General features: G+C 63.7%; 11 protein-coding genes and 1 pseudogene. 2 read left to right on the top strand and 10 right to left on the bottom strand.

Translation table 11 applies throughout. The features are described 5' to 3' along the window. Positions 1–101: 101 nt before the first annotated feature. Entirely contained in the window at positions 102–1,118 is a 1,017-nt protein-coding gene (locus SH809_05085; GenBank protein MDZ4699061.1) for a dihydroorotate dehydrogenase-like protein, read from the top strand. A 188-nt stretch (positions 1,119–1,306) separates the two neighbouring features. After that, on the top strand, positions 1,307–1,606 hold the full coding sequence (locus SH809_05080; GenBank protein MDZ4699060.1) for a hypothetical protein: 300 nt from the start codon (positions 1,307–1,309) through the stop codon (positions 1,604–1,606). An 81-nt stretch (positions 1,607–1,687) separates the two neighbouring features. Here the strand turns inward: SH809_05080 and SH809_05075 are convergent, their stop codons facing one another. The 10 genes and pseudogenes from SH809_05075 to rhaI all read right to left on the bottom strand — a co-directional run bounded on the left by SH809_05075 (position 1,688) and on the right by rhaI (position 16,044). Further along, positions 1,688–3,046 (bottom strand): sugar phosphate nucleotidyltransferase, encoded by a 1,359-nt coding sequence (locus tag SH809_05075; GenBank protein MDZ4699059.1) that lies wholly within the window; start codon positions 3,044–3,046, stop codon positions 1,688–1,690. 281 nt (positions 3,047–3,327) lie between these two features. Next, on the bottom strand, positions 3,328–5,676 hold the full coding sequence (locus SH809_05070) for a cation:proton antiporter (GenBank protein ID MDZ4699058.1): 2,349 nt from the start codon (positions 5,674–5,676) through the stop codon (positions 3,328–3,330). Between the two features lie 96 nt (positions 5,677–5,772). After that, the gene (gene galE, locus SH809_05065) at positions 5,773–6,768 is read right to left on the bottom strand and encodes a UDP-glucose 4-epimerase GalE (GenBank protein ID MDZ4699057.1); all 996 of its coding nucleotides are present in this window, start codon (positions 6,766–6,768) and stop codon (positions 5,773–5,775) included. Positions 6,769–6,874: 106 nt separating this feature from the next. Continuing rightward, positions 6,875–8,029 (bottom strand): aldose epimerase family protein, encoded by a 1,155-nt coding sequence (locus SH809_05060; GenBank protein ID MDZ4699056.1) that lies wholly within the window; start codon positions 8,027–8,029, stop codon positions 6,875–6,877. 63 nt (positions 8,030–8,092) lie between these two features. Then, positions 8,093–8,671 (bottom strand): LUD domain-containing protein, encoded by a 579-nt coding sequence (locus SH809_05055; GenBank protein MDZ4699055.1) that lies wholly within the window; start codon positions 8,669–8,671, stop codon positions 8,093–8,095. Continuing rightward, a complete protein-coding gene (locus tag SH809_05050) occupies positions 8,668–10,038 on the bottom strand; it encodes a lactate utilization protein B (GenBank protein MDZ4699054.1) in 1,371 nt (456 codons plus the stop codon). Before SH809_05050 ends, SH809_05055 begins: the two co-directional genes overlap by 4 nt. A gap of 133 nt (positions 10,039–10,171) precedes the next feature. Then, positions 10,172–10,912: a (Fe-S)-binding protein gene (locus SH809_05045; protein MDZ4699053.1), complete on the bottom strand. Its 741-nt coding sequence runs from the start codon at positions 10,910–10,912 to the stop codon at positions 10,172–10,174. A 159-nt stretch (positions 10,913–11,071) separates the two neighbouring features. After that, positions 11,072–13,237, bottom strand: a pseudogene (locus SH809_05040) (bifunctional rhamnulose-1-phosphate aldolase/short-chain dehydrogenase). Positions 13,238–13,264: 27 nt separating this feature from the next. Continuing rightward, positions 13,265–14,671 carry a rhamnulokinase family protein gene (locus tag SH809_05035; GenBank protein MDZ4699052.1) on the bottom strand — a complete coding sequence of 469 codons (1,407 nt, stop codon included), beginning with the start codon at positions 14,669–14,671 and terminating at the stop codon, positions 13,265–13,267. Between the two features lie 89 nt (positions 14,672–14,760). Continuing rightward, entirely contained in the window at positions 14,761–16,044 is a 1,284-nt protein-coding gene (gene rhaI, locus SH809_05030; GenBank protein ID MDZ4699051.1) for an L-rhamnose catabolism isomerase, read from the bottom strand. Between the last annotated feature and the right edge of the window lies 1 nt (position 16,045).

The raw sequence follows: 16,045 nt of genomic DNA, 5'->3' as shown, positions 1-16,045 counted from the left end.
ACGATACCTCGTGTCTCTATATGTCCCCTGGATACGCGGACCCCATCCGCGAAAACGATACACGGACGCGATGTATCGCGTCCCTACAGACGGCCAACCTTATGAATCTATCCACCTCCTACCTCGGCCTCTCGCTCAAAAACCCCATCGTGGCGTCGGCCTCGCCGCTGTCCGAGCACCTGTCCGGCATCCGCCGGCTGGAGGACGCCGGCGCGGCGGCGGTGGTCATGCACTCCCTCTTCGAGGAGCAGCTGACGAAAGAGAGCCATCGGCTGGATCATTACCTCGACTACGGCACCGAGAGCTTCGCCGAGGCGCTGAGTTATTTTCCCGAGGCGGACGCCTACCATGTCGGGCCCGATCAGTATCTGGAGAAGATTCGAAAGGCGCGCGAGGCGGTGGAGATCCCGATCATCGGGAGCCTGAACGGAATTTCGACAGGAGGCTGGGTGCGGTATGCCCGGGAGATCGAGCAGGCCGGCGCGCATGCGCTGGAGCTGAATATCTACTATGTCGCCACCGATCCGGACCAGACGGGGGCCGAGGTCGAGGCGCGGTATCTGGACATCGTGCGCGCCGTCCGCGAAACGATCTCCATTCCTCTGGCCGTCAAGCTCGGGCCGTACTTTAGCTCGATGGCCCACATGGCGCTGCAATTCGCCGGCGCCGGCGCAAACGGACTGGTGCTGTTCAACCGGTTTTATCAGCCCGACATGGACCTCGAGGCGCTGGAGGTGCGCCCGCACCTCGTGCTCAGCACGTCCGGCGAACTCCGCCTCCCGCTCCGCTGGGTGGCCATCCTGTACGGGCGCGTCCCCGTGGACTTTGCCATCACGAGCGGCGTCCACACCTTCGAGGACGTGCTGAAAGGCGTCATGGCCGGCGCGAATGTGACCATGATGGCCTCCGAGCTGCTCCAGCATGGCATCGACCGCATCGCCGTCGTCCTCGATGAACTCCAGCACTGGATGACCCTCCACGAATACGAATCGATCCTCCAGATGCGCGGCAGTATGAGCCAGCGCCACGTCAAGGAGCCTTCGGCGTTTGAGCGGGCCAATTATATGAAAGAGCTGCAGTCCTGGCGGCGCGACCCCGCACTGTATTCCCATTCTTGAGGATGACCTTCTTGATGATCAGAAGGTGAGACGGCGAGAATACCGCCGACTCGTATCTTTTTTGCCCGCTATCACGTAGTTTTCGCCCACGCATCCGACCCACACGAGCGAATCGCGTTCATAATATCCATCATGGCCGGTAATGCCAGGCCTACCTGTACACTGCCACCCTGAAACCCATCACGATCATGGAAAAACAAGACTTTTTGGACAAAGCCGGCAAACTGTTCGATTGGTTCGACAAGACCAAGGACAAGCTTGTCGAGGAAGCCGGAGAATTGAAAGAAGACCTCGCCGAGAAGGCCAAAGAACTGGAGGTCAAGCGCGAAGCCCTCAAAGTAAAGCTGGACAAGGTGCGCGAATCCGGCGAGGAGAAGTGGGAAGAGCTGAAGGATGAGATGGAGGAGAACTTCACCGAGATGAAAGCCGGCGCCGAAAAGCTGGTTGACAAGCTCAAGAAAACAGACGCCCCGCCTACCGGCGAGTAACTCGCCTCTTTCCGACGGAAGCAGACCTTTGGGGTCTTGGTGGCCCCAAAGGTCGCTTCAGAACCGGGTGGCATAGGGACATCACACCGGCGCATGAAGACCGACCGCCGCGACGACGGGGCGGGTGAACTCCGCCGGCATGCGAGTAATCTGAATGGGAAGATGCGTCGCCCCGATTATCGACCCCTCGGGTACAATGGCGTTTCGGGGGATGACAATGATGCCGTCGCGGATGTAATAATTGGGCCCTTCGCCTTCCTGCACGTTATCCTCGTTCGCGATGACCGTCCCGTTGCCAATACTCACATTCGAATCCAGGATGGCGCCCTCGATATAACAGGCCTCCCCCACACCGGGCCGATCGGGTGCGTTGACATGGCGCATCCCGCGCGAGGGCCCCTGCGCGAAGTAGTCGGCCCCCATCATCACCGTGTTCTTGAGCGTGCTCCTGTCGCCAACGATGGAGCGGACACCCAGCACGCTGCGATACAGGCGCGCATTCGAGACGGTTGAGCCCTCGCAAATGATGGCATCATGCACGAGTGAGCCGAGGATACGCGCCGGCGGTAACGCTTCCGCACGCGTCCGCATGTAGAGGCAGGACGTGACAAAGTCGAACGACGGCCGCGACTGGGCCATCGCCAGGTTGGCGGCGTGGTAGGAGCGGATGCTGCCTACGTCGCTCCAGTACCCCTCGAACGGGTAGCTGACGACGCGCCATTTTCCGAGTGCGTCCGGGATGATGTGTTTGCCAAAATCGTGGCGGCCGGAGTCGTCCGTCAACAGCCGGCGGAGCACCTGTTTGTCGAACAGGTAGATGCCCGTGGACGCCAGATACCGCCGGCCGGCGCGATGTAACGCCTCGGGCACCGGGCTGGCCAGGGATGTGAGCTGCGCGGGTGTGGGTTTCTCGCGAAACACCGAAATCGCGTCGTCGTCCGTGATCTGCATGATCCCAAACTCGGTTGCCTCCTCGGCCGTCACGGGCGTCGTGGCGACCGTCACATCGGCCTCGCGCTGCAGGTGGTGGCGAAAGAGGGCGTCGAAGTCCATGTCATAAATCTGATCCCCCGACAACACCAACACCTGGTTTCCCGTGTGATTGTCCAGGTGGTGCAGCACCTGCCGAACCGCATCGGCCGTGCCCCTGTACCAGTCGGTCGATTCCGGCGTCTGCTCGGCGGCGAGGATAGAGACGAAACGTTCGTCGTACGTATCGAACCGGTACGTGTCCGCGATGTGACGGTGCAGGCTCGCCGAATTAAATTGGGTGAGCACAAAGATCCGGTTGATGCCGGCGCGCAAGCAGTTCGTAATCGGGATATCTACAAGGCGATATTTTCCCAGAAGGGAAATAGCCGGCTTTGCGTGCGTGGCCGTCAGTGGGAAGAGCCGCGTGCCGGCTCCGCCGCACAAAACGACAGCGAGTACGTTGTTCATCGAATGGGACATGGGAACAAGCAATAAAAACGGTTCGGCGCGGTTCGCTTCGGCATGGTAGCGGAGGTACCGTCAATGGTCATGCCAATACGAAATCCAAACGCCAGTCTCCACATGTACGATCTGTCATCCAATCAAACAAATCGGAGCGGAGGAACCGGACGGGTGACTCTCGTCTGGGATGTGCGGATTTTCCGAACCGCGATGTCGCGAATCCCCTTACGGCGTGTCAGGGGAACCCGGCGCGTTACCCTTTAAACATCGACGCCCACCGGGGATTCTTAACGCCGCACGAGCGGGTTGTCCGTCTGCCGAAAGAGAAGGGCGCGGAGCGCATCCGGATCGTTCGCTTCCATCCAGTCCGCGAGAAAACCCGACCGTTCCATCTGGCCGGCGAGGTGCGCCAGAATCCGAAGGTTTTGCCCCGGGCGGTCCAGCGGTGTCACAAGAAAGAGGAAGGCACGGATCGGTTCGGTCTCGCCGTCGGGTATCGGGGCGTCCGAGTCGGCCTTCATCTCATCGTAACGGATGCGAACACCGGCTCGACAGCGTAACAAGATGAGTTGGGGACGGTCGATGTGGGGAATACGCGCATGCGGCAACGCGACGCCGGGCACCAGGGGGGTGGCGCCCAATCGAATCCCTTCACTCAGGCCCCGAAGCAGGTCGGGCTCGTCGATCGAGAGGCGTTTGACCAGCCGGCCGGCGACCTCCTCCAACACGTACGCCAGGGACGGGGCGTCCGCAAGATCGACGATGCCGGCGGAGCGCACCATCTCGACATATACGTGTTCGTCGTTTACTTCATCCTCCCTCCGGGGAGGGGGCAAAAATGCAACAAAGACATCGCCCTTCTCCGGGGTACGCGTCTCACCGGCAACATACACCTCCACCCGGGATACCTTCTTGAGCAGCAGCAACGGGATGAGTGCCTCGCCATACTCCGCCATCAGCGCCTCATAGTCCGTCGACTCCTCCAGCGCAAATGCCTGCAATTCTCCTCCCTGCATCAGGCGTTGGGTAAGGGTCGCGTGATCCGCACCGTCGGCGAACAGGGGCCGGCCGCGGAGATGAAGGGGCAACAGACTGTGCCGCTCTTCGTGATCCGAGTTCTTCGAGACAAGCTGAAATACTTCCGCGCGTTCGAACACCTCGGAGAAATGGATCGACGCCAGGGAGTTGACCTCGTCATTGGGAGTCATCGCCAGCAATTTGCCGATGCCGCCCAGATCGAGTTCGTCGAATGCGGTGTCAGACAGAGCATCGGCGACCTGGGCGCGAACGCCCTGGGCGCGCGCCTGTTCAACGGAGCCGGCATTGGCGTCAATGACCAGCACACTCCGCCCGTGCGCCTCCGCGAGTTTCGCCAGACGGATGCTCCACGCATTGGCGCCCAGGATGAGCAACCCCTGCGGCGCCGGCTGCGCCAGGTCCAGGTAACGGGCGAGGGGGCTCAACGTCAACCCGTAGACGGTCACAGTGCCAACGATAACCAGAAATACAATGGGGACCAGGGCATCGATGACCTCCGGGTAAATCGGCTCCAATCGAAAAGCAAAAAGCGAGGCCACCGCCGCCGCCACGATGCCGCGCGGCGCCAGCCACGACAGAAATACCTTCTCCCGCCATCCGAATCGGGAGTGGATCAGGGAGCCGAAGACGGCGGCCGGCCGGACCACGAGAATCAGAAAACCCAGGAAAAGGATCGCCCGCCAATCGATATAAGCCAGAGCGCCGATTTCCAGCCGGGCACTGAGGAGGATAAACAGCGAAGCGATGAGCACCACTTGAAGATCCTCTTTGAACTCGACAATGCGACGAACCGAGACATACGGTTGATTCGCCAGCATAATCCCCATCAGGGTCGACGTCAGCAACCCGGACTCTTCCTGGAGTATGTTCGAAAGCTCGAAGGTCGCCAGGACCAGCGTAAGCGCAAAGGGATTGAGCAGGAAGTCTGGCACCAACCGCCGGCGTAATACCACCAGCATCATCGCAGCACCCGTGATGCTTACGCCCAGGCTCACAAAGAGCACGTTAAAGAGACCGGATAACGCCTCCAGAACGGCCTCGCTCACTCGATCGGCCTCGGCGCCGTTGAGCAAAACGATCGCTTCGAGCACGAGAACCGCCAGCAATGCGCCGATTGGGTCGATGGTGATGCCCTCCCAGCGTGCGATGATCCCCACCCTACCGCTCGGCCGCACATGCCGCAACAGGGGGATGACCACCGTGGGGCCCGTAACGGTCAGGATGGCGCCAATCTGAATGGACAGGCCGATCTCGAAGCCGGCTATGTAATGCGCGCCCAGGCTTGCAAGCACCCAGGTGATAAACACTCCGATCGTGATCAGGCTCACGACAGCTGTCCCGACTTCGCGTAGATCACGCACCCGAAGCCCCAGCCCGCCCTCGAACAGGATGACGCCGATCGATAACGACACAAAGGCAAAAACCCACTCGCCCTGAAGCGAGGCCGGCGACAAAAAGCCCGTCAGCGGGCCGGCTATAAACCCGATTAGCAAGAGCAGTAGAATCGAAGGCACGCGGATTCGCCAGGCGAGCCACTGGGCTCCGAAACCGAGCACGAATACACTCACTATCCCAAAAAGAATCTGCTCTACAGTCAAGGCGACGGGGGTTAGAATAACGGTTGAACGGACAGGTCCAGCCGGACGGCCCCCCCTATAATACACAATTATCAGATACCCGTGTCGAACCCGACACTACGCCGCGACTGCCCGTTCCTCGAAGCCGTGGGGGTGGGCTTTGTGCCAGGCCCAGGCGCTCTCCAGGATCTGCTTCAACTCGGGATACTCGGGCTTCCACCCCAGCTCGCGGCGCACCCGGGCGCTGTCGGCAATCAGCGTGGCCGGGTCGCCGGGGCGCCGGGCACCAAAGCGGACCGGGATCGGGTGCCCCGTCACTTCCCGCGCGGCTTCGATCACCTCGAGCAGACTGAAACCGCTGCCGTTGCCGAGGTTGTACGTCCGGCTCCCCGCATCCAGGGCCCGGAGCGCCAGGATGTGAGCCTGCGAAAGGTCCTTGATGTGGACGTAATCCCGCACGCACGTCCCGTCCGGCGTGTCGTAATCGGTCCCATAAATGACCACCTCCTCGCGCTGCCCCAGCGCCACCTGCAGGACGATCGGGATGATGTGGGTCTCGGGCGTGTGATCCTCGCCGTGATCGGGCGACACCGCCCCGCACGCGTTGAAATACCGGAGCGCCGCAAACCGCATCCCGTATACCCGATCCATCCAGTGGAGCATGCGCTCCAGGATAAACTTCGACTCCCCGTAGGGGCTTCCCGGCACGATCGGCGCATCGGGTTCGATGGGCATGACCTCGGCGGCGCCGAACAGATTGGCGGTGGAGGACAGGATAAACTTGCCCACGCCATGCTTCACGGCGCATTCCAGCAGGTTCAACCCGTTTCGGACGTTGTCTCCGAGATACAGGAACGGCTTTTCCATGGACTCGCCGACGAGCGTGTGCGAGGCGAAGTGCATGATGGCGTCCGGCCGGTGCGCCGCCAGGGTGGCGTCGAGCAGCGCTCGGTCCGCCAGGTCGCCCTCTACAAACACGGCCGAAGGGTGGACGGCAGCGCGGTGGCCCTGGTACAGGTTGTCGTACACGACGACACGATCGCCAGCGTCGACCAGATCTCGAACGGCGGTGCTTCCAATATAGCCGGCTCCACCGGTGACAAATACGTTCATGAATGGCCCTCTGCGATAGGTTCTCGGTGTTGACATGCCGTGATGTGACGATGTGCTGTCGTTACATCACGGCACGGCGACGAACAAGAACCGGAGGCGCGCGCGTTTACCGGGCCGAGAACGTGAAGGTGGTTGAACTGCGGTAGACCTGCCCGGGGTCGAGGCGAGTCGAGGGGAAATCCGGCTTGTTAGGCGAATCCGGAAAATGCTGCGTCTCCAGGCAGAAGCCCGTCCTCCGCGCATACGGGGCGCCGTCCGGGGCGACGAAGGATCCGTCGAGAAAGTTGCCGGTGTAGAACTGGACGCCCGGCTCGGTGGTGTGGACCTGGAGGACGCGGCCGGTGGTCGGCTCGTACACTTCCGCGGCGAGTTGCAGACCCTCCCCTTCCCGGTTCAACACGAAGTTGTGGTCGTAGCCCATCCCGTAGGCGATCTGTGTATCGTCGGCATCGATCCGCTCGCCGATCGTATGGGGCGTCGTGAAGTCGAACGGCGTGCCAGCCACGGGCGCGAGCTCACCGGTCGGGATGAGCGTCGCGTCGATCGGGGTGTAGCGGTCTGCGTTGAGGCGAACCTCGTGGCCCAGGATCGACGTCTTGCCGGCGTCCTTCAGGTTGAAATAGGTGTGATTCGTGAGGTTGACAACCGTCGGCTTGTCCGTCCGCGCCTCGTAGTCGATGCGCAAGGTGTTGTCGTTGGACAGCGTATACGTGATCCGAACGTCGAGCCGGCCCGGATACCCTTCTTCGCCGTCGGCGCTCGCGTAGGTAAACTCGATCCCCACCCCGTTCATGTTCTCGATCGGGTTGGCGGACCAGATTTGTTTGTCGAACCCTTTTATACCACCATGGAGGCTGTTAGGGCCGTTGTTTTTGGCGAGCGTATATACGGTGCCATCCAGCGAAAACTGACCGTTGCCGATGCGGTTGGCGTATCGCCCCGCGACGGCGCCGAAAAACGGGCTGCCGGCGAGGTAGGCCTCCAGATTGTCGTACCCGAGCGTCACTTCGGCGTAGTGTCCTTCCCGATCGGGCGCTTTGATGGACGTCACGATGGCCCCGTACGCCGTGAGCGTCACTTCCATACCGCTCGTATTCATGAGGGTATACAGACCGACACTGGCGCCCTCCGGGGTCGTGCCAAACGAGGTGCTTAGGATTTTAGGGAGATCGGCGGCGGGCATATCGTCGGAAGGTTTGCAGCTGGCGAACAACAGACCGCCGGCGACCAGGGCGGCTATGCGGAGCGTGGAGACGTTCATGGGCGTGGGGATATGAGCATGGACTGAGGCGTCATGGTACGGTACGCGGATGAAATCCGCCACCTACACCAGCACAACAAGCAGACTCCGCGGTCCATGCGCGCCCAGCACCAGCGATTGCTCGATGTCGGCCGTCTTCGACGGTCCGGCGATGAAGACGCCGAAGCCCTCGATGTCCGTCCGGACGGCCGCGTAGGCGGCGTGCATGTCGGGCACGAGGCGGCCGGCGTCGAGCACGATCGCCAGATGCTGCGCAATAAACGGCGCGGCGCGGTGCACCATCTGATGTTCATAGACCCACACGGCTCCGTTTTCGGACACCCCCAAGTCCCCCTCCAGCACCATCAGATCGAGGCCGGCGAGGTCGTGTGGATCACCCACTTCCTCCAGCCTGACGGTCCCGGCTATCCCGGCCACGGCCGAAGCCACCACCCGGGCGTCGGGGTAGGCGCGGGCGACAGCGTCCGCCGCGCCGGCGCGGCTTGTGCGCTCGACACGTCCCCCGATCGCCTGAACCATCGCTTCGAAGGCGGCGACGAGGGTTTCCGGATCCGACGAGGTGATCGCAGGGGATTCAGGACGCGGCACGCCGGCCGGCTTGTGCGCCCGGATCGCCTGCAAGATGGTTTCACGACTGCTCATGGGGTGCCTCCCTGCGGCCTGTTTGCTTTATACCACGCCTGAAACCGCTGCTTCGCCGGCGCCGGCCACTCGCGGTCCCGCCCCCAGGGCAGCCGCCGCGTGAGCCAGGCCGGCGTGAACCGGATCACCCGGCGCCCCAGCGCGCCCGCCCAGGCGAACCGGCCCGCGCTCCGCAGCACCCAGCCGCCCATCCGCATCCCCAGCTTCTTGCTGGCCGGCACGTGGCCGGCCCGTACAACGATCTGCCGCCACCGGTACAGCTGCTCGTGGATGTCGATCTTGACCGGGCACACATCGCTGCACGAACCGCACAGCGTGGAGGCGAACGGGAGACTGCTATGTTTCATGAGATCCTGCCCCGGCGACAGGATCGCGCCGATGGGGCCAGGGATCGTGGCGTCGTAACTGTGCCCGCCGCTGCGGCGGTAGATGGGGCACGTGTTGAGGCACGCCCCGCAGCGAATACACTTCAGCGAGCGCCAGAAGTCCGGCCGGCTCAACTGCTCCGTCCGGCCGTTGTCCACGAGCACGACATGCAACTCGGCGCCCGGCCGCGGGCGGATGAAGTGGGATGTATAGACGGTGAGGTGTTGACCGGTGGCGCTCCGCGCCAGCAACCGGGTGAACACCCCCAGGTCGTCCGAGCGTGGGATGAGCTTCTCGATCCCCATACAGGCGATGTGCACCTTCGCCAGGTGCACGCCGAGATCTGCGTTCCCCTCGTTGGTGCAGACGACGAACCCGCCCGTCTCCGCCACAGCGAAATTCACGCCCGTGATGGCCGCTTCAGCTGCCAGGAAACGCGTCCGCAGGTGCTGTCGTGCCGCCTCGGTGAGGTACTTTGGGTCCGTCGCGCCGGCTTCCGTGCCCAGCTTCTCGTGAAACAGCACCCCGATGTCTTCCTTTTTCAGGTGGATCGCCGGCAGGACGATGTGGCTCGGCGGCTCGTCCCGCAGTTGCACGATCCGTTCGCCGAGGTCGGTGTCCACCACCTCCACGCCGGCCCGCTCCAGATACGGGTTGAGATGGCACTCCTCCGTGAGCATGGACTTGCTCTTCACCAACCGCTGTACGCCGTGCCGCTGGAGGATCTCCAAAACGATCCGGTTGTGCTCGGCGGCATCCTTCGCCCAATGCACCTGGACCCCGTTCGCCAGCGCCTGCCGCTCAAACTGCTCGAGATATGTGTCCAGATGCGTCAGCGTATGCTCTTTGATCCGCGACGCCCGCTCTCGCAAGGCCTCCCACTCCCCCACGACCCCACTCGCCCGGTCGCGCTTCTCGCGGACAAACCAGAGCGACGCATCGTGCCAGTCTGTGCGGGCCTCGTCGGCAAGAAATCGGGCGGCGGCTTCGGAGTGTGACATGGGGGATTAAGGGCAAAATGTAAAATGTAAAGGGCAAAATGGCTGGGGCAATAGTCGATGGTCGATGGTCGATGCCAAACCGCTAATCGTGTAATCGCTATTCGCTATTCGCTAATCGCTAATCGTCTAATCGCTAATCACCCGCTCCTGCCAGTATTTCAGCAATATGAACAAACCGCAGCGGCCGTTTTTCACGCCGGCCGAGGCCTTCGAGGTGCATCAGGCAGGACATATCGGTGCCGGTGATCACTTCGGCGCCGTGGCGCTCGTGGTCGCGCAACCGGTCGCGCCCCATCTTTACGGAGAGGGCCTCTTCGTTCACCGCGAAGGTGCCGCCGAAGCCGCAACATTCGTCGGACCGGTCCAGGTCGATGAGCTCGATCCCATCCACCATCTCCAGCAGCCGGCGCGGCTTGCTGAACGCCGGCTCGTTGCGCTCCGAGCTTTTCCCGAGCCGGAGCCCGCGCAGCCCGTGGCAGCTCTCGTGGATCCCCACGCGGTGCGGAAACCGGGCATCCAGGCGGTCGACCAGGAGGACGTCCGTCAGGAAGGCGCAGAGTTCGAAGGTCCTGTCGTGGAGGCGCTCGATGAGGGCCGGATCGCCGAGGCGGGTGTAGTGCTCCTTGACATGCAAAATGCAGCTCCCGGAGGGTGAGACGATGTAGTCGAATCCGTCGAACGTGCCCGCGAACCGGCGCATGATCGGGAGGCTCTCCGCCTCGAACCCCGCATTCGCCAGCGGCTGCCCGCAACACGTCTGCCCCGCCGGCACCGCCACCTCGCAGCCCAGCCGCTCGAGCAGCGTCAGCGTCGCCACCGCGACCTGCGGGTAAAACTGGTCGATGTAACAGGGGACGAAGAGTGCGACGGTCATGGTTGCAGGTGGGCAGGTTGCAGGTGGGCAGGTTGCAGGTGGGCAGGTTGCAGGTGGGCGGGTTGCAGGTTGGCAGGTTATTGAAAGCAAACTATGACATGGCGCACGGAATCAGTCTAAAGAACCTGTAACCTGCCAACCTGCAACCCTTTCCGCCGCTTAGCGGCGGAAAGCCTCTGCCAGCCCGCCATCCACATTGACGATCTGGCCGGTGGTTTTTGCGAGCCGGTCGCTGGCGAGGAGGAAGATGGCTTCCGCCTGGTCGGCGGGGGTGATGGCTTTGCGGGTGAGGGTGCGCTGGCTGTAGAAGGCCGCGAGTTTATCGCGCAGGGCCTCGGTCGTCTCCGCGTCGCTCCAGGCGATGCCGTATTTGATGAGCGAGGCGATGACGCGGTCCCGCGGAAACATCGCGCTGCCGGCGACTACCGTGGCCGGCGCCACGCCGTTCACCCGCACCAGCGGCGCGAGCTCGATGGCCAGCTCGCGGATGACGTGGTCGGCCGCAGCCTTGCTGGTATCGTAGGCGATGCTGCCGCGCTTCGCGACGACGGCGTTGACGCTGGTGGTGACGACCATGCTGCCGGCCAGCCCCTGCGCCCGCCAGATGCCGGCGGCCTCCTCGGCGGCGATGTTCGGCCCCATTGTGTTGACGGCGAAGGTCTTCATCCAGGCCCCATCCGCTACCCGTCCCTGTGCGTCAGGTGCGACATACAGCCCCGCGGTAAACACGACGATGTCCAGCCCGCCATAGGCCAGCACGACCTGTCGGAGCACCGCCGCCACCGCGTCGCGGTCGGTCACGTCGGCCGCCAGCCCGATCGCGTCGCCGCATCCGGAGATACCGGTGCCGGCCACCCCGATGCCGGCTCCCACCCGGGCGAGAATCTCCCGAGCGGTCTGGTCCGCCGCTTCCTGCTGCAGGTCCACCGCCACCACGACGGCGCCCTCCGCGGCCAGCCGGCCGGCCGATTCCTTGCCGATGCCGCTGCCGGCGCCGAACACGATCGCGATCCGCCGCGACAGCTCCTGCTCCCGCGGCATCCGCTGCAGCTTGGCCTCTTCCAGCGCCCAGTATTCGATGTCGAACGCCTCCTGGCGTGGCAGGGCCGTGTAGGTATCCACAGCCTCGGCGCCCCGCATCACTTCAATGGCGCAGGTGTAAAACTCGGCCGTTACGCGGGATTCGCTCTTCGTTTTCCCCCAGGCGATCATGCCCAGCCCGGGAATGAGCACCACCGTAGGACTGCCGCCGCGCATCGCCGGCGAGTCGGACCGCTTGCAAGCCTGGTAATAGGCCGCGTAATCGGCCTGGTACGCGGCGATGCCGGCGTCGAGTTTTTTATGGAGATCGCCGGGCGACTCGGCGTGGGGATTCCAATCGATGTACAGTGGCTTGATCTTCGTCCGCAGAAAGTGGTCCGGGCACGAGGTGCCCAGCTCCGCGAGGCGCGACGCGGCGGCGGAGTTGACGAATTCCAGCACCGACGGCGAAGCCTCCACCGTAGCGATCATCCGCTGTTCCTGCCCCAGACGCCCGCGCAGCCACGGCAGCAGGCCGACCAGTGTATCTTCCCGAACCGCCGCCGGCATCGACGGATACTTCGCCCCCTCGAACACGGCCTGACCCTTGTCGCGCGCGGCCAGAAACGCGGCCGCCTTCTCGATCAGCTCCAGGCTCAGCCGGTAACAGGCGCGATCGTCCTCCGCCCAGTTGATGAGGCCGTGGCCGCCGAGCATGACGCCCCGCGCGTTCGGGTGCCGACGGCAGACGTCTTGCAACGTCAGGCCAAGTTCGAATCCGGGCCGCTGCCAATCGACCCAAATCACGTCGTCGCCATACACCTCGCGGGTCAGCGCCGGCCCGTTCTCGGCCGTGGCCAGCGCGATGCAGGCCACGGGATGTGTGTGATCGACGTGTTTGTGGGGCACGAAGCTGTGAAGCGGCGTGTCGATCGACGAGGCGCGTGGGTTCAGGTTAAACGTACAGTGGCGGTACATGTCCACCATCGCATCCTCCGCCGGCGTCTTCGGGCCGCGCGGGGTGAGGCCGGCATAGATGGCCTGTAGAGCGATTAGTCGATCCTGATACAACGAGGCAAAATGCTCACGCTTCGCCGTACGCAGATCGCCGCCGGAGCCTTTGACCCAGAGGACCTCGACGGTATGCCCGGTCATCGGGTCTCTCTCCATCAGCTTCGCGGAGGTGTTGCCGCCGCCGGTGTTCGTGATCCGCCAGTCCTGGCCCAATAGGTTCGAGCGATAGACGAGCCGGCCTACGGGGTCGAGGCGATCGGCGACGGCGTCGTCCCAGAGATTTTGCATGGTGGTTGGGTTCGTTGGGGCGGAGGCCGTTCATGGCCCGTATTCCACGAGGTCCGAAGAGCGCGCGGCGGCTTCGTGCAGGCTGAGGCCGGCCGGCAAATCGCCCACGGCGCGCGCCTGGATGAGCACATTGCCCAACACGGTCGCCTCGGTGGGGCCGGCCACGACGCGGCGGCTACAGGCGGCGGCCGTCAGCGTGCAAAGTAGCGTATTTTGCGCACCTCCACCGAATAGATGGAGGGTGTCGATGGTTTCGCCGAGCACAGCTTCCAGATCGGCCAGCGCCCGGCGATAACTTTCGGCGATGCTCTGGAGCACCATACGCGCCAGCGCGCCGCGCGAAGCCGGCTGCGGCGCTCCGTGTTCGCGCAGCCAGCCGCGCAGCCGCGCTTCCATCCCGCCCCGCGCCAGAAACCGAGCGTCTTCCAGGTCGATCAGCGACGGCGCCGGCCCTTCCGCACGCGCGGCTTCGATCAACGCCGGCCATCCGATGCCATCGCCAGCCTCGGCCCACTCCCGCATACACTCCTGGAGCGACCAGAGACCGGTCAGATTTTTCAGAAACCGGATGGTGCCGTCGACGCCGGCCTCATGGGTATACCCGGCCTCGCGGGCGGCGACCGTCGGCCGTGGAGTCGTCCGTTCTACACCGAGCAGCGACCACGTCCCGCAACTGATGTAGGCCCATCGCCCGGATGACGGTGTCGCCGGCGCCGCCGCGATGGCGCAGCCGGTATCGTGTGAGCAGGTGGCGATCGCCTGAACGCCCGGCGCGGCATGGAGCGGGCCGAGTATCGTCCCGGAGGGCACGATGTCCGTCCACTGGCCGGCGGAGAGACCAAACGCAGCCATCATCGGCGCGGCCCATCGACGAGTAGATACGTCCATCATCTGACTCGTGCTGGCGATCGACAACTCGGTGACGGCCACTCCGCATAGCCGGTAATGCAGATAATCCGCCAGAAACAGGTGGCGATGGACCCAGCGGAGCGCCTCGGAATCGGCCTCGCGGTCGGCAAGCACCTGGTAAAGGGTGTTAAACGGCAAAAACTGGATGCCCGTCTGACGGTAAATATCGGCCTTCGGGACGACGCCGAACGCCCGCTCCATCACCCCGTTCGTCCGTGGATCGCGGTAACAAAACGGCCGGCGCAACGGCCGGCCGGAGGCGTCGAGCGGCACGTAATCCACCCCCCAGGCATCGACCGAAACGGAGCGCAGCCGGTCCGTCATCCCCAGCGCGCGGAGCACGCCGGCGTGGAGTTCGCGCTCGATCGCCTCCAGGTCCCAGTATAACCGCTCCCCCGCTTCGACGATCGGGGTGACGAAGCGGTGCACCTCCTCCAGACGCATGTGATCCCCGTCCCAGATGCCCAGAACAGCCCGGCTGCTGGAGGCGCCCAGATCAAATGCAAGGTACGTGGGGGGGGAGGGCAAGGGAAAAATGAAAAGGGAAAAATGAAAAGGGATGTCGCAACGACCTCCACACACGACCTTAAACCGAGAACCTCAAACCTTAAACCCCTTCACAGGCTTTGCGGCGGCATGTAGGCGGCGGTGTAGCGGGACTCGGCGACAGCCTCGCGGTACCCCGAGTGCCGGAATGTGCGAATCGGGTCGAGGGCGCCGCCGTTGCGCCGGCGGGCTTCCGCGATGAGCGGCCGCACGTCGGTCTCGAAGGCCGCCTTGAGCGTCATTTCCGCCATCAAAGCGTCGTTCGACTCCTGATAGCCGTCCAGCGCCTCGCGGTCCACGAGCTGTGCTTTGGCGTAGGCGCGCTGGAGTTCCTGCACGCTCTGGAGGAGGGCCTCGATGGGGTCCTTCAGGTTGTGACTCTGGTCGATCATGTACGCCGGCTTGAAGTTCGGCACCCGGTCGCGCGCGGCATCCACCAGTTCGTTGAACACGAGGAAGAGCTGGTAGGGCCGGATGGAGCCAGTCGTGAGGTCGTCGTCCCCGTATTTCGAGTCGTTAAAATGGAAGCCGCCGAGTTTGCCGGCGCCGATGAGGCGGGCCACGATCTGCTCGATATTCGCGTTGGGCAGGTGGTGCCCGAGGTCCACGAGGCAGAACGCGCGCTGGCCGAGGGCCGAGGCGAGGAGGTAGGACGAGCCCCAGTCCTGCACGACAGTCGAGTAAAACGCCGGCTCGTACGGCTTGTGCTCGGTGAACAGCCGCCAGTCGGCGGGCAGGCCGGCGTAAAGGGTCTGCAATCCATCCAGCGTCCGCTCGAAGCTCTTGCGCAGATGCGCCTGCCCCGGGTAGTTGCTTCCATCGGCGAGCCACACCGTGATGGCGTCGGACCCGAGCGTCTTCCCCACTTCGATGACGTGCAGGTGGTGCTCGATGGCCTGGTGTCGGACATCGGCGCTCGTGTGGCACAGCGAGCCGAACTTGTAGCTATGCGCCTGGCCGGCCTGGTCCTGAAAGGTGTTCGAGTTGACGGCGTCGAACCCGAGGCCGAGCAAGCCGGCGTGTGCCTTCAGGGCGGCCGCGTCGTCGGGCTCGTCCCACGGGATATGGAGTGACACCTTACCACAGGTCCGCATCAACTGCTGAATGACGGCGATGTCCTCCATCTTTTCGTAGATATCCCGCGGCTCGCCGGCACCGGGGAAACGGCCGAAGCGCGTGCCGCCGGTACCGAGCGCCCAGGACGGGATGGCGACTTCGAACTGGCGAACCGCCTCGATGACGTGGTCTAAATCGGCCCCACGCCGGGCGAGTTGCTCACCGAGATGGCGGATGTCGGCCTCGTGGGCCTGCTGGAGGATGGCGTTCTGCCGTGCGACAACGTCGGGCTGTAGCATA

It is taken from the genome of Rhodothermales bacterium, assembly GCA_034439735.1.
Classification (GTDB): domain Bacteria; phylum Bacteroidota; class Rhodothermia; order Rhodothermales; family JAHQVL01; genus JAWKNW01.
Note: the sequence above shows the minus strand (reverse complement) of the source record. Positions and strands in the feature narration are given on the sequence as shown.